This is a genomic window from Pseudomonas sp. ENNP23 (assembly GCF_001728945.1).
Classification (GTDB): Bacteria; Pseudomonadota; Gammaproteobacteria; order Pseudomonadales; family Pseudomonadaceae; genus Metapseudomonas; species Metapseudomonas otitidis.
Genome location: NZ_LYSP01000032.1, coordinates 16,357 through 29,615, shown reverse-complemented (window position 1 = coordinate 29,615; position 13,259 = coordinate 16,357). Strand labels below are relative to the sequence as shown.

At 65.9% G+C, this 13,259-nt stretch carries 11 protein-coding genes and 1 riboswitch; of the genes, 7 read left to right on the top strand and 4 right to left on the bottom strand.

Translation table 11 applies throughout. From position 1 onward, the window contains the following. Positions 1–3: 3 nt before the first annotated feature. Positions 4–1,914, bottom strand: a complete 1,911-nt coding sequence (locus tag A9G05_RS17970) for a DUF1302 domain-containing protein (protein ID WP_069562271.1) — start codon at positions 1,912–1,914, stop codon at positions 4–6. Between the two features lie 251 nt (positions 1,915–2,165). Then, the gene (locus A9G05_RS17965) at positions 2,166–3,848 is read right to left on the bottom strand and encodes a fatty acid--CoA ligase (RefSeq protein ID WP_069562270.1); all 1,683 of its coding nucleotides are present in this window, start codon (positions 3,846–3,848) and stop codon (positions 2,166–2,168) included. Between the two features lie 179 nt (positions 3,849–4,027). On the opposite strand from A9G05_RS17965, the gene A9G05_RS17960 reads away from it, so the two are divergent. Then, the gene (locus tag A9G05_RS17960) at positions 4,028–5,203 is read left to right on the top strand and encodes an acetyl-CoA C-acyltransferase (protein WP_069562269.1); all 1,176 of its coding nucleotides are present in this window, start codon (positions 4,028–4,030) and stop codon (positions 5,201–5,203) included. 77 nt (positions 5,204–5,280) lie between these two features. On the opposite strand, the gene A9G05_RS17955 is transcribed toward A9G05_RS17960, so the two are convergent. Continuing rightward, positions 5,281–6,465 carry an MFS transporter gene (locus tag A9G05_RS17955; protein ID WP_069562268.1) on the bottom strand — a complete coding sequence of 395 codons (1,185 nt, stop codon included), beginning with the start codon at positions 6,463–6,465 and terminating at the stop codon, positions 5,281–5,283. A gap of 89 nt (positions 6,466–6,554) precedes the next feature. On the opposite strand from A9G05_RS17955, the gene A9G05_RS17950 reads away from it, so the two are divergent. Beyond that, a complete protein-coding gene (locus tag A9G05_RS17950; protein WP_069562267.1) occupies positions 6,555–7,337 on the top strand; it encodes a helix-turn-helix domain-containing protein in 783 nt (260 codons plus the stop codon). A 235-nt stretch (positions 7,338–7,572) separates the two neighbouring features. On the opposite strand, the gene A9G05_RS17945 is transcribed toward A9G05_RS17950, so the two are convergent. Continuing rightward, on the bottom strand, positions 7,573–8,202 hold the full coding sequence (locus tag A9G05_RS17945) for a LysE family translocator (RefSeq protein WP_069562266.1): 630 nt from the start codon (positions 8,200–8,202) through the stop codon (positions 7,573–7,575). 79 nt (positions 8,203–8,281) lie between these two features. Between A9G05_RS17945 and A9G05_RS17940 the strand changes: the two genes are divergently transcribed. The 5 genes from A9G05_RS17940 (at position 8,282) to A9G05_RS17920 (ending at position 13,237) form a co-directional block, all read left to right on the top strand. After that, on the top strand, positions 8,282–9,247 hold the full coding sequence (locus A9G05_RS17940; protein WP_069562265.1) for a 2-hydroxyacid dehydrogenase: 966 nt from the start codon (positions 8,282–8,284) through the stop codon (positions 9,245–9,247). A gap of 48 nt (positions 9,248–9,295) precedes the next feature. After that, the gene (locus tag A9G05_RS17935; protein WP_069562264.1) at positions 9,296–10,291 is read left to right on the top strand and encodes a class I SAM-dependent methyltransferase; all 996 of its coding nucleotides are present in this window, start codon (positions 9,296–9,298) and stop codon (positions 10,289–10,291) included. 60 nt (positions 10,292–10,351) lie between these two features. After that, a complete protein-coding gene (locus A9G05_RS17930) occupies positions 10,352–11,848 on the top strand; it encodes an amino acid permease (RefSeq protein ID WP_069562263.1) in 1,497 nt (498 codons plus the stop codon). 43 nt (positions 11,849–11,891) lie between these two features. Next, a riboswitch (yybP-ykoY riboswitch) is annotated at positions 11,892–12,086 on the top strand. A 20-nt stretch (positions 12,087–12,106) separates the two neighbouring features. Then, positions 12,107–12,688: a TMEM165/GDT1 family protein gene (locus A9G05_RS17925; RefSeq protein WP_139131180.1), complete on the top strand. Its 582-nt coding sequence runs from the start codon at positions 12,107–12,109 to the stop codon at positions 12,686–12,688. 105 nt (positions 12,689–12,793) lie between these two features. Then, positions 12,794–13,237, top strand: a complete 444-nt coding sequence (locus A9G05_RS17920; protein ID WP_069562261.1) for a ketosteroid isomerase-related protein — start codon at positions 12,794–12,796, stop codon at positions 13,235–13,237. Positions 13,238–13,259: the final 22 nt, after the last annotated feature.

Sequence of the window (13,259 nt, the reverse complement as noted above, 5' to 3'; positions counted from 1 at the left end):
CGCTTAGAAGTTCATGCCAAAGCTGAGCGCGAGGAAGTCGCGGTCAGTCAGGGTGTTGTACTTGCCGCCGAAGAAGTCGGTGTAGCTGAGGCTGGCGGTGTAGGTGTTCTGGTACTCGGCGTCCAGGCCCAGGCTCACGGCCTTGGCGCCTTCGGTGAAGGAGCCGTTCGGGCCATGGCCATGGACGTCATGGGACCAAGCCACGTTAGGCTTCAGGTTGATACCAGCGAAGACGTCGTTGTAATCCCAGACTGCGCGGGCGCGATATCCCCAAGAGTTACTGGTAACGAAACCTTCGTCCTCACAGTACTTGGTCAGGTTCTTGGCGCTGGCACTGCCCAATGTACTTAGATTGAGGACGCGGCACTGATCGTTCGGCAGCGGCCCGGGACCGTAGATGGGGTCACGGCCGTAACGGGCCTTGCTGGTGCTTTCGAGCCCCCCAACATGGGTGAAGCCCACCTCGCCCACAAGCGTTAACCGCTCGGCCCCCATCACTTGATCAAAGAAGTGAGTAAAGGTGGTCTGGAACTGGCTGATTTCCTTACGGCGGTAACCATGCTGAACGGTATCTGGCCTTCCGGTCAGAACCGATGCGCTGGGATTAAGAGGTGATAGCCCCGAATAGAGAATGTCCGTGCTATTCAGCTGTACAGGAGCATTTGGCCGATAGCTGAACTCGCCACTCCAGGCAGTGCCGGTAGGCAGCGTGGTAGAGAAGCTGATGCCATAAAGCCTGATGTCTTCGGGGTACTCCATGAAGTACTTACCATTACCTGCCACGACAACTGGCAGCAGGCTCGGCGCCAAGGCACTCGCAGTTCCCAGCGGAATGCCGGCGGCAACAAGCTGCCCAACCAGGGATGCCGCACTGTAAGAGCCAGCCGGAGACCCAATACCACTGAAGATCGGCGCTCGGCTGTGATAGTTCATGAAATAGAAGCCGAACTCGGTATCCAGCCTCGGCGAGAAGTAACGAAGCGCCGTCCCCCACTGTCCGCTGTCACGGGCGTCGTCGTCACCTGCACGGGCAACGATCGCTCCCTCATCGGGATTTCCCCAGCGCACTCCGTTGTTCTGAATGACATTGAGTGCAGAACTCGGAATACCAGCCGCTTGGAGCGAACTGCGAGTCCCTAGAACCGCGAGATTGCTGTCGCAGCCATCCGCGACGATGTCAGGCTGAGCAAAGAAAGTGCCGCAGTTGTCGGTAACGGTCTGGTCCCACTCCAACTGGTAGAAAGCCTCGGCCGACAGGTTGTCAGTCAGGCTCTGGGACACGTAGAACATGTTGACCGGAATCAGACCCTCCTTGACCTCCGCGCCCGGGCGACGGAAGGCGGAAACGTCAATCGGGTTGATCGAGTTGATGCCGTTCTGGATGAAGGTGCTCTCACCCCAGCTCACCACCTGCTTGCCCAGGCGCACGGAGCCCGGCAGGTCAGCGATGTTGTAGTTGTGATAGATGAAGGCGTCGAGGATCTGGCCACCGGAGGACTGAGCAGCTTCCTTGCGGTTGCTGTCGTCGATGTCCTTGAACAGGCGGCTCTCGTCCTTCAGTTCGAAGTCGTACCAGTACTTGCCACGGATGAAGACGCCGGTATCCCCATACTTCAGCTCCAGGTCGTGGATGCCCTTGAAGATCTTCGAGAAGGTCTCGCCGCGCTTGAAGTTCAGGTGCGAGTCGTCGGAGGTCTGCGACAGGCCGCGACCGCCATTGTTCGAACCGATCAGATCCTTGTCCGGGCTGGCCATGGACCAACTGGCCCCCACGGACAGCGACGAGTCGAACTGCCCCTCGATCTCACCGATGTTGAAGGTCACGCCGAATGCCGGAGCGGCGAGGGTGGATGCGAGGCTGACAGCTACAGGCAGCCGCGCCAGTCGCCAGATGGGTTTTCTAATTGTTGTCATCGACGCTACTCCATGTGTGTTTTTTGTTATGGAATGAGCGGACTATAGCCAGCGGGCTATACCGCTTGATCCCTCTAAAGTGTGATTTGCTGCCCTGCGTACGGCCCGAGTCGCTCTGGCTCGCAGGTTTGAAGACTAGACCGAAGTTGCGATAGGTAAAGGCGGGGGTGACGCGGCAAGAGGCCGCAATCACTGGGCCAAGCGTTTGCTTGGTGGCTGGGCCGGGCCTTTCGGCCCGACCCGAGGGTGGGTCAGAGAGCGGAGAGGAAGGCGCTGTCTGAGGCCTGCCATTGGGCGACGTCGACGCGGATACGTTTCTTGTCCAGTTTGCCCACGCTGGTCTTGGGAATTTCAGTAACAACGGCGATCTGGCTGGGAATGGCCCACTTGTTGATGTGGCCCTGCTCGACGAAGGGCTTGAGGTGCTCCTTCAGTTCCTTCGCGTCCAGGGCGCAGCCATCGCGGAGCACCAGCAGCGCGAACGGGCGCTCGCCCCACTGCGGATCGGGCACCCCGACCACCGCCACCTCGCGCACCGCCGGATGACGGCTGACCAGATCCTCCAGCGCCAGGGAAGAGATCCACTCGCCCCCGGTCTTGATCACGTCCTTGATGCGGTCGCGGATGTCGATGAAGCCCATGCCGTCCAGGGTCGCCACATCACCGGTGTGCAGCCAGCCGTGCTCCCACAGTTCCTCGCTCTTCTGCGGCTCGTTGAAGTAACCCTGGGTCAGCCAGGGTGCGCGCAGCACCAGCTCGCCCTGGGTCTCGCCATCCACCGGTAGCAGGTGACCCTCGGCGTCCATGATGGCCGCCTCCACCAACGGCACCGGTACACCGGCCTTGATGCGGTAGGTGGTGCGCTCGTCCTCGCTGCCGGCACGCAGCTCTTCGTTGAGGTGGGCGACGGAGATCAGCGGGCATGTCTCGGACATGCCGTAGGCTGCCGTGAGCTGGATGCCCCGGGCCTTGGCGGCTTCGTACAGGGCGCGGTTCAGCGCGCTGCCGCCGATGATCACCTTGAGCCCGCCGAAGTCATGGCCCTGGGCGCTCGGGGTGTTGAGCATCATCTGCAGGATGGTGGGCACGCAGTGGGAGAAGGTCACCTTCTCCTCGCGGATCAGCCGGCAGAGCATCTCCGGCTCGTAGCGCCCCGGGTAGACCTGCTTCACCCCCAGCATGGTGGCTACATAGGGCACGCCCCAGGCGTGAACGTGGAACATCGGGGTGATGGGCATGTAGACGTCGTCGGTGCCCATCAGGCGGATGCTGTCCAGCGCACCGATGGTGGAAGCCATGGACAGGGTATGCAGCACCAGTTGCCGGTGAGTGAAGTACACCCCCTTCGGGTTGCCGGTGGTGCCGGTCGTATAGAAGGTGGTGGCGACGGAATCCTCGTCGAAATCCGGGAAGGCGTAACGGGGGCTGGCAGCGGCCATCAGTGTCTCGTACTCGCCGACGAGGTTCGGCAGGTCGGCGCGCTTGTCGGCCGCGTCGGTCAGCAGCAGGGTCTTCTCCACCGTGGTCATCTGGCCTTCGATGGCCTTGTAGATCGGCACGAACTCGCTGTTGACCAGCACGAAGCGGTCCTCCGCGTGGTTCATGGTGTAGAGGATCTGGTCCGGCGAGAGGCGGATGTTGATGGTGTGCAGCACCGCGCCGATCATCGGGATGGCGAACATGCACTCCAGGTAGCGGTGGCTGTCCCAGTCCATCACCGCCACGGTGTCGCCGGCCTTCACACCGGCCTCGGTCAGCACGTTGGCCAGGCGCGCCACGCGCTCGACGAAGGTGGCGTAGCTGTAGCGCACCTGGTCGCGGTAGACGATCTCCCGGGTCTTCTCGTAGCGGCTGCCGGAGAGCAGCAGACGCTTGATCAGCAAGGGGTAGGTGTAGGCGTTGTCGGCCGGTTTGATGACTCGGGTCTGCACCATGGGAAAGCACCTGCGTACAAAGGGGTTTCATGTAGTCATGCGCACTCTAGAGCCCCGCGTCCAGTGCTCAATCAGTCAAAAGAATGATTTGCCACGTGACCCTTTGGCCACTTCCGGTCACGAGATAGAATCGCCCCACCCGGCCGGTCGCGGCCTGTCCCCACAGAGGAAGCAAGAAGATGTCCGAGATCGTAATCGTCAGCGGCGCCCGCACCCCCATGGGCGGTTTCCAGGGCAGCCTCGCCGGTGTGTCCGCCGTCGACCTGGGCGCCCTGGCCATCCGTGAAGCCGTGGCACGCGCTGGTATCGACGCCGCCGACGTGCAGGAAGTGATCATGGGTTGCGTGCTGCCCGCCGGCCTCAAGCAGGGCCCGGCCCGCCAGGCGTCGCTGAACGCCGGCCTGCCCGCCGCCACCGGCTGCACCACCATCAACAAGCTCTGCGGCTCCGGCATGAAGGCCGTGATGCTGGCCCACGACCTGCTCAAGGCCGGCACCAACAGCGTGATGGTCGCCGGCGGCATGGAGAGCATGTCCAACGCCCCCTACGTGCTGGAGAAGGCCCGCACCGGCCTGCGCATGGGCCACGGCGAGATCAAGGACCACATGTTCCTCGACGGCCTGGAAGACGCCCGCACCGGCCGCCTGATGGGCTCCTTCGCCCAGGAGACCGCCGACACGTACAACATCACCCGCGAGGAGATGGACGCCTACGCCATCGAGTCCCTCAAGCGCGCCCAGGCGGCCATCGCCGAGGGTGCCCTCGCCGCCGAGATCGTCCCGGTCACCGTCACCACCCGCAAGGGCGAGACCCTGGTGAAGGACGACGAGCAGCCGCTGACCGCCAACCTCGACAAGATCCCGACCCTGCGCCCGGCCTTCCGCAAGGACGGCACCATCACCGCCGCCAACGCCAGCTCCATCTCCGACGGTGCCAGCGCCCTGGTGCTGATGACCGCCGAGGAAGCCCAGCGCCGCGGCCTCAAGCCCCTGGCGAAGATCGTCGGCCATGCCACCCAGAGCCAGGACCCGAGCGAATTCACCCTCGCCCCCATCGGCGCCATGACCAACCTGTTCAGGAAGACCGGCTGGAACAAGGACGACGTGGACCTGTTCGAGATCAACGAAGCCTTCGCCATGGTCACCATGCTCGCCATGCGCGAACACGGCCTCGACCACGCCAAGGTCAACGTCTACGGCGGTGCCTGCGCCCAGGGCCACCCGGTGGGCTCCACCGGCTCGCGCATCATCCTCACCCTGATCAACGCCCTGCGTAACACAGGTGGCAAGCGCGGCGTCGCCTCGCTGTGCATCGGCGGCGGCGAAGCCACTGCCGTGGCGGTGGAACTGCTGTAACCCACCCGCGCGGCCAACCAGAAGGGGCTCCCGGACCAACGTCCGGGAGCCCCTTTTTCATTCCGCCCGGGCGCGCCTCAGGCGGGCACCGCCTTGGGCGCATGGGCCGGCGTCCTCGGGAACACCAGCGCCGCCGCGAAGGTCAGCGCACCGAACACCGCCAGCACCAGGTACAGCCCCACCAACCCATGGCGCGGTTCGATGAAGGCGATCATCGGGATGGCCGCCGCACTGGCGCCGAAGGACAGGAAGTAGCGCAGCGCGAAGACCCGCGCCTGCCACTGCGGCGCGACGAAGTTGGCCACCATCGCATCGTTCACCGTCACCTGGCCGAACACCGCGAACATGAAGGCGGCGCCCAGGGCGATCACCGCCCAGCCATCGGCATAGGCCATGGCCACCAGCAACGGCCCCTGGCAGACGGTCATCACCACGAACGGCAGCTTCAGGCTGTAGCGATCCAGCACACGGCCCATCAGCAACTGCGCCACGGCACCGAAGGCGTAGGCGATGCTGACGACGATGCCGAGGCTTTCCGGCGAGGCGAACAGGTCCACCAGGCGCTCCTGGAACAGCTTCGGGTAGGTCATGGTCGAGGCGTTGAAGATCACCCCGCCGGTGGCCGTCACCAGCGCCAGCACACCGAACACCAGGCGCATCGACACCTGCCCCGCCCCACCAGCCCGATGGGTGCCGGCCGCGGCGACGGGAGACGCCTCGTCCCGCACGCAGAGGGCGAACCACACCCCAATGGCCACCGACAAAGCGCCCGGCAGGATGAACGCCGCGCGCCAGCCGAAATGGGCGGTGAGAAAGCCCGTGACCAGCGCCGAGAACGCCACGCCCAGGTTGCCCCACATGCCGTTGATGCCGATCTCGCGACCACGGTTCTGCGCATGGGCCACCAGCATCGCCGTGCCCACCGGGTGGTAGATGGCGGCGAACACGCCCATCAGCGTCAGCCCCAGCACCAGCATCGGCGTGCTGCGGCTCAGCCCGGTGAAGATCGCCGCGCCGCCGATGCCGAGGAAGAACACCAGCATCATGTGGCGGCGGCTCCATTTATCCCCCAGCCAGCCGGCCGGTAGCGAGCAGGCCCCGAAGGCGATGAAGCCGCCGAGGGACAGCCCGATCAGTTCGGCGTAGGACAGCTCGAAGGTAGCGGTCATGCCCAGCACGGCGGCAGGGAAGATGAGCATGAACATGTGGTCGATGATGTGGGCGGCGTTGATGAAGCGGATGACGGTACGCGGTCGGTTCATGGCAGTTTCGCTGCTGTTTGGTTGTTGTGGACCGCCATGCTAGGTTGGCCGCCCAGCAACGTTCTGCCAAAAAGATCATCGGAACAGCCATGTTCATCGAGCATCTGCCCCAGGGCCGGATCGGCGCCGTCGCCCTCGACTACCCCGACGGCGCCCATGTCGACCTGCACCTGCACAACCAGGCGCAATTCCTCTACGCGGCGCAGGGGCTGATGCGCCTGGTCACCGAGGCCGGCGCCTGGGTCATCCCGCCGACCCGCGCGGTGTGGATTCCACCGGGTATCGAGCACCAGATCTTCATGTCCGGGCAGGTGCAGATGCGCACCCTGTTCATCGCCGCCGACGCTGCACCACCGAACCTTGATGCCTGCTGCGTGCTGGCGGTACCGCCGCTGCTGCGGGAGCTGATCCTGCGCCTGGTGGCGCTGGAGGCCGGCGATACCGATGACGAACACCGCAGCCTGGTGCAGCGCCTGATCCTCCACGAAATCGCCGCCCTGGAGCGCATGCCCCTGCACCTGCCGATGCCCCAGGACCGACGCCTGCAAGCCATCTGCCTGGCCCTGCTGGAAACCCCGGAGAGCACCCGCACCCTCGACGACTGGAGCCTGGAGGTGGGCGCCAGCACCCGCACCCTGAGCCGGCTGTTCGCCCAGGAGCTGGGCATGAGCTTCAACGACTGGCGCCAGCAGCTGCGCCTCACCGAAGCCCTGCCGCGCCTGCTGGCCGGACACGGCGTGCAGCAGGTCGCCCACGACCTGGGCTACGGCAGCGGCCGCGCCTTCAGCGCCATGTTCCGCCGCCTGCTGGGGGAAAACCCGAGGGAATACGTGGCCAGCCTGGGGTTGCTGGCGACGCTGGAGAAAGGCTGATGTGCCAGATGCCGCCTGGTGGGGCGCGGGTGGCAGTGATGCGGTTCGCCGAGCTCACCGCATCCTACGGAGACGCACCACGCTCCGTAGGATGGGCTGAGCTGTGCGAAGCCCATCGTTGCAAGGTACGGAGCCACGATGCGGTTCGCCGAACTCACCGCATCCTACGGATGCACACCACAGCTCCGTAGGATGGGCTGAGCTGTGCGAAGCCCATCGTTGCGAGGTGGAGCGCTTACTTCATCGAGGTAAAGGCCAGCTTGATCCCCAAGCCCACCAGCACAGCGCCCATCAGACGGTCGAACCAGTGGCCCAGGCGGGCGAAGCCGCTGCGCACACGCTCCTGGCTGAACAGCATCGCCACCAGGCAGAACCACACGGCGGTGGCACAGGCCAGGTAGAGGCCGTAGCCGGCCTGCACCGCCAGCGGGGTGTGGGGGTTGATGACCACGGTGAACAGCGAGAGGAAGAACAGCGTCGCCTTGGGGTTCAGCCCATTGGTGACGAAGCCGGTGACGAAGGCACCGCGCGGGCTGCGCACCTCGCGGGTGAGTTCCGCCTCGGCCGCCGCCGGGTCGGCCGGGCGCGCCCGCAGGGCCTTGATGCCGATGTACAGCAGGTAGGCCGCCGCCAGCCATTTCAGCGCGTTGAACAACACGATGGACTGGGAAACGATCAGGCCGATACCCAGCAGCGAATAGGCCACATGGACGAAGATTCCCATGCCCACACCAATCGCCGTCCAGGTCCCGGCGCGCCGTCCGTGGGCCACGCTCTCGCGCACCACAATGGCGAAGTCCGGTCCCGGACTGGCCACAGCCAGCAGGTGGATCAGGGCAACAGTGAGAAATTCCGTCCAGTACATGGCGCCTCCAGATTCGAGCCAAGGGTCTGTTAGGCTGGCCACCTTACGCCTACACAAGCCTCGGAAAAAGGTACAGCTGATGACCAACAGCCTCCGCGCCGTGTTCCTCGACCACGCCTCCCTCGACCTCGGTGACCTCGACCTGACGCCCCTGCGCCAGCTCTTCGGCGAACTGGTGCTGCACGAGCAGAGCGCCCAGGCCGACGTGGTGGAGCGCCTCCGGGGGGCGCCGGTGGCGATCACCAACAAGGTGGTGATCGACGCCGACGCCATGGCCGCCCTGCCCGACCTGCGGCTGATCCTGATCAGCGCCACCGGCACCAACAACATCGACCTCGCGGCGGCCCGCCAGCACGGCATCACCGTCAGCAACTGCCGGGGCTATGGCACGCCCTCCGTGGCCCAGCACACCCTGATGCTGATGCTCAACCTGGCCACCGCCTTCCTCGACTACCAGCGCGACGTGCGCCAGGACCGCTGGCAGAAGGCAAGCCAGTTCTGCCTGCTGGATCACCCCATCGTCGAACTGGAAGGCAAGACCCTCGGCCTGCTCGGCCATGGCGAACTGGGCGGCGCGGTGGCGCGCCTGGCCGAAGCCTTCGGCATGCGCGTGCTGCTGGGTGCCCTGCCCGGCCGCCCGGACCGGGCCGACCGCCTGCCCCTGGAGGACCTGTTGCCGCACGTGGACTTCCTCAGCCTGCACTGCCCGCTGACCGAGCACTCCCATCACCTGATCGACGTCCACGCGCTGGCGCGGATGAAGCGCGGCGCCTTCCTGGTCAACACGGCCCGGGGCGGCCTGGTGGACGAACACGCCCTGGCCGACGCCCTGCGCAGCGGCCACCTGGGGGGCGCCGCCACCGACGTGCTGACCCAGGAACCGCCGAAGGACGGCAACCCGCTGCTGGCGGTGGACATCCCGCGCCTGATCGTCACCCCGCACAACGCCTGGGGCAGCCGCGAGGCACGCCAGCGCATGGTGGAGCAGATGGCCGAGAACACCGAGGCCTGGCTGGCAGGCACCCCGTGCCGTACGGTCGTCTAGGGCGGGTGAGTTTCTGGTAAAGTTCGCCGCTTTTATCAGGACCGACCCATGGACCCGCGCAGCGAAGTCGTGCTTCGACAGGCCGAACTGTTCCAGGGCCCGCTGCTGGCAGCGGGTCTTCCCGCCGACGACCTGCTCGGCACCCTGCCCCAGGCCCGGGGCTGGAGCTGGCACGCCGGCGAGCACGCCAGCCTGGAGGCCCGTTTCGCCGGCCGCACCACCTTCGCGGTGCAGGCGCCGGACGAGCCCTTCGAGCAGGCCCTGCTCTTTCTGCCCAAGTCCCGCGAACTGACCGATTACCTGCTGGCTGCCCTGGCCGCACGCCTGCCCGGCCGCAACCTGTTCCTGGTGGGCGAGAAGCGCGGCGGCATCGAGCGTGCAGCCAAGCAGTTGGCGGCCTTCGGCACCCCGCGCAAGCTGGACAGCGCGCGCCACTGCCAACTGTGGCAGGTCCGCGTCGACCAGGCCCCCGAACGCCCCGACCTGGACAGCCTGGCTCAGCGCTACAGCCTGGAGCTGCCCGATGGGCCGCTGCAGGTGGTCAGCCTGCCCGGCGTGTTCAGCCATGGTCGCCTGGACCGGGGCACCGCCCTGCTGCTGCCGCACCTCGACGACCTGCCCGTCGGCCCGGTGCTGGATTTCGGCTGCGGAGCCGGCGTCATCGGCGCCAGCCTCAAGCGCCGCTACCCGGCCAGCGAACTGCTGCTGCTGGACGTGGACGCCTTCGCCGTCGCCAGCAGCCGCCTGACCCTGGCCGCCAACGGCCTCGCTGCCGAGGTGATCGCCGGCGACGGCATCCACGCCGCGCCCAAAGGGCTGGCGGCCATCGTCAGCAACCCGCCCTTCCACCAGGGCGTGCACACCGACTACCAGGCCAGCGAAACCCTGCTGCGGGCTGCTGGCCAGCACCTGCGCCCCGGCGGCGAGCTGCGCCTGGTGGCCAACAGCTTCCTGCGCTATCCGCCCCTCATCGAACAGGCACTCGGCAATTGCCGGACCCTGGCGGAGGGCGACGGTTTCTGCGTCTACCGTGCCCGCCGCTGAGCGGCGGGCGTTCCTGCATCTACCCACGACGAGCGGCCCCGGCCGCCGCGCCCATCCGGCATGAGACCGGACCCCTGGAGTTCTACCTTGACCGACCACACTGCCAACCCGCCGGCCGCCCACGGCCTGCACCGGGCGCTGAAGCCCCGACACCTGAACATGATCGCCATCGGCGGCTCCATCGGCACCGGCCTGTTCGTCGCCTCCGGCGCCACCGTCGCCACGGCTGGCCCCGGTGGCGCCCTGCTGGCCTACGCACTGATCGGCCTGATGGTCTACTTCCTCATGACCAGCCTGGGAGAAATGGCTGCACACATGCCGGTTTCCGGCTCGTTCAGCACCTATGGCAGCCGGTTCGTCGACGATGGCTTCGGTTTCGCCCTGGGTTGGAACTACTGGTACAACTGGGCGGTGACCATCGCCGCCGAACTGGTGGCGGCCCAATTGATCATGAACTTCTGGTTCCCGGACGTGCCCGGCATCTACTGGAGCGGGCTGTTCCTGGCGCTGATGTTCGCGCTGAACGTGGTCTCGGTTAAGGGCTTCGGCGAGAGCGAGTTCTGGTTCGCGCTGATCAAGGTGGTGACGGTGGTGATCTTCATCGGCGTCGGCCTGGCCACCATCTTCGGCCTGATGAGCGGCATGCAATCCCCGGGCTTCAGCAACTTCACCCAAGGCGAGGCGCCCTTCGTCGGCGGGCTGCAGGCCATGGTCGGCGTGGCGATGATCGCCGGCTTCTCGTTCCAGGGCACCGAGCTGATCGGCATCGCCGCCGGCGAGTCGGAGAACCCGCGCAAGAACATCCCCATCGCCATCCGCCAGGTGTTCTGGCGAATCCTGATGTTCTACATCCTGGCGATCTTCGTGATCGGCATGCTGATCCCCTACACCGAGCCCAGCCTGCTGCAGAACGAGGCCAGCGACATCAGCGTGTCGCCCTTCACCCTGCTGTTCGAGCGCGCTGGCTTCGCCGCCGCCGCCAGCGTGATGAACGCGGTGATCCTCACGGCCATCCTCTCGGCGGGCAACTCGGGCATGTACGCCTCCACGCGGATGCTCTACACCCTGGCCCTCCAGGGCAAGGCGCCGAAGCTGTTCGCCCGCCTCTCCGACAACGGCGTGCCGCGCAACGCGCTGTACGCCACCACCCTGGTGGGCGCGCTGTGCTTCTTCACCTCCATCGTCGGCGACAGCACCCTCTACACCTGGCTGCTGAACACCTCCGGCATGTGCGGTTTCATCGCCTGGCTGGGCATCGCCATCTCCCACTACCGCTTCCGCAAGGGCTACCTGCTGCAGGGCGGCCGCCTGGAAGACCTGCCCTACCGCGCCAAGCTGTTCCCCTTCGGCCCGCTGTTCGCCTTCGCCCTGTGCCTGGCGATCACACTCGGGCAGAACTACGAGGCACTGGTGGGCGAGCAGATCAACTGGGTGGGCCTGGCAGCCACCTACATCAGCCTGCCGCTGTTCCTGGTGATCTGGCTGGGTTACCGCTTGCGCAAGGGCAGCCGCTTCGTGCGCTACGCCGAGATGGACGTGCGCGCCACCCTCGACTGACACAGCGGCGGGCTTGCCCGGCGAGCCCGCCTTGTGCAAAATGCGCCCCGTCCTAGGGGAGTAGTCTCCCGCGAGCGCCCTGCTCGCCCGGTCCGCGTCAACACACTTGGTCCACAGACCATGGCGCGGACGACCCCGAGCCTGCACAGACAGGCCAGCGGTTTGACAAGACCTATGACACACACAAGCTGACCCGGGGCGGGCAGGTTGCGTGTGTCATGGTGATTAGTCGACCCGCCCCCCGTAGGAACCCTGATGCTGGAATCCCTGTTCGTCCCCACCCTGATCGTTGCCCTGGCCGAGATCGGCGACAAGACGCAATTGCTCGCCCTGCTCCTGGCCGCGCGCTTCCGCAAACCCTGGCCGATCATCTGGGGCATCATCGCCGCCACCCTGGCCAACCACTTCGCGGCCGGTGCGGTGGGCAGCTGGGTCGCCGGCTTCTTCTCCCCCGCCACCCTGGGCTGGGTCCTCGCTGCCTCCTTCGCCGCCGTGGCCCTGTGGACCCTGGTGCCGGACAAGCTGGACGACGACGAAGCCTCCGGCCTGAAGAAATACGGTCCCTTCCTCACCACGCTGATCGCCTTCTTCCTCGCCGAGATGGGCGACAAGACCCAGGTCGCCACTGTGATGCTGGCCGCGCAGTACCCGCACTTCGTGCTGGTCGTCGTCGGTACCACCCTGGGCATGCTGATCGCCAACGTCCCCGTGGTGCTGGCAGGCAACTTCGCCGCTGATCGCCTGCCCCTGGCCCTGATTCGCCGTCTCGCGGCCGCGGCTTTCGGCATCCTCGCCGTCTACGCCGCGTGGCAGGCCTGGATGCTGAGCACCGCGAGCTGATTCGCCACTTGGCTGACGCCGGAACTCCGGCGTTTCGGCCAATGGCAGGCGGTTGGCAACTGGTAGATTCCCGCCGATCTGCAGAAGCGGCGAAGGAGACAGCGGATGTCGATCGAAGACCTGAAACGTGTAGTCCGCCAGCACATCGACCTCACCTGGAACAAGGGTCGCCTAGCACTGGCCGAGCAGTTGCAGAGCAAGGATTTCCTCTACAAGAGCTCCTTCCTCGGGCAGACGCTGGACAGCGCCGGCTACGCCGGGATGGTGCAGGAAATCCGTGAGGCCATGCCCGATCTGGAAGTGATGGTGGAGGAATGCATCGCCGAAGGTCACAAGGTGTTCACCTGGAGCACCCTGATCGGCAGCATCCAGAAGCCCGCCCTGGGCTACCCGCCCAGCGACCGGGTGCTGAGCATCTCGGCCATGGCCTTCTGGACCTTCAACAGCCGCGGTGAGGTGCAGGAGCTGTGCACCATGTTCGACATGGAAAGCTTCCGTGCCCAACTGGGATTGGCCAACCGCGCCTTTGCGGAAAAGACGCTGCCCTGAGGCAAGGAAAACCGCCGGCTCG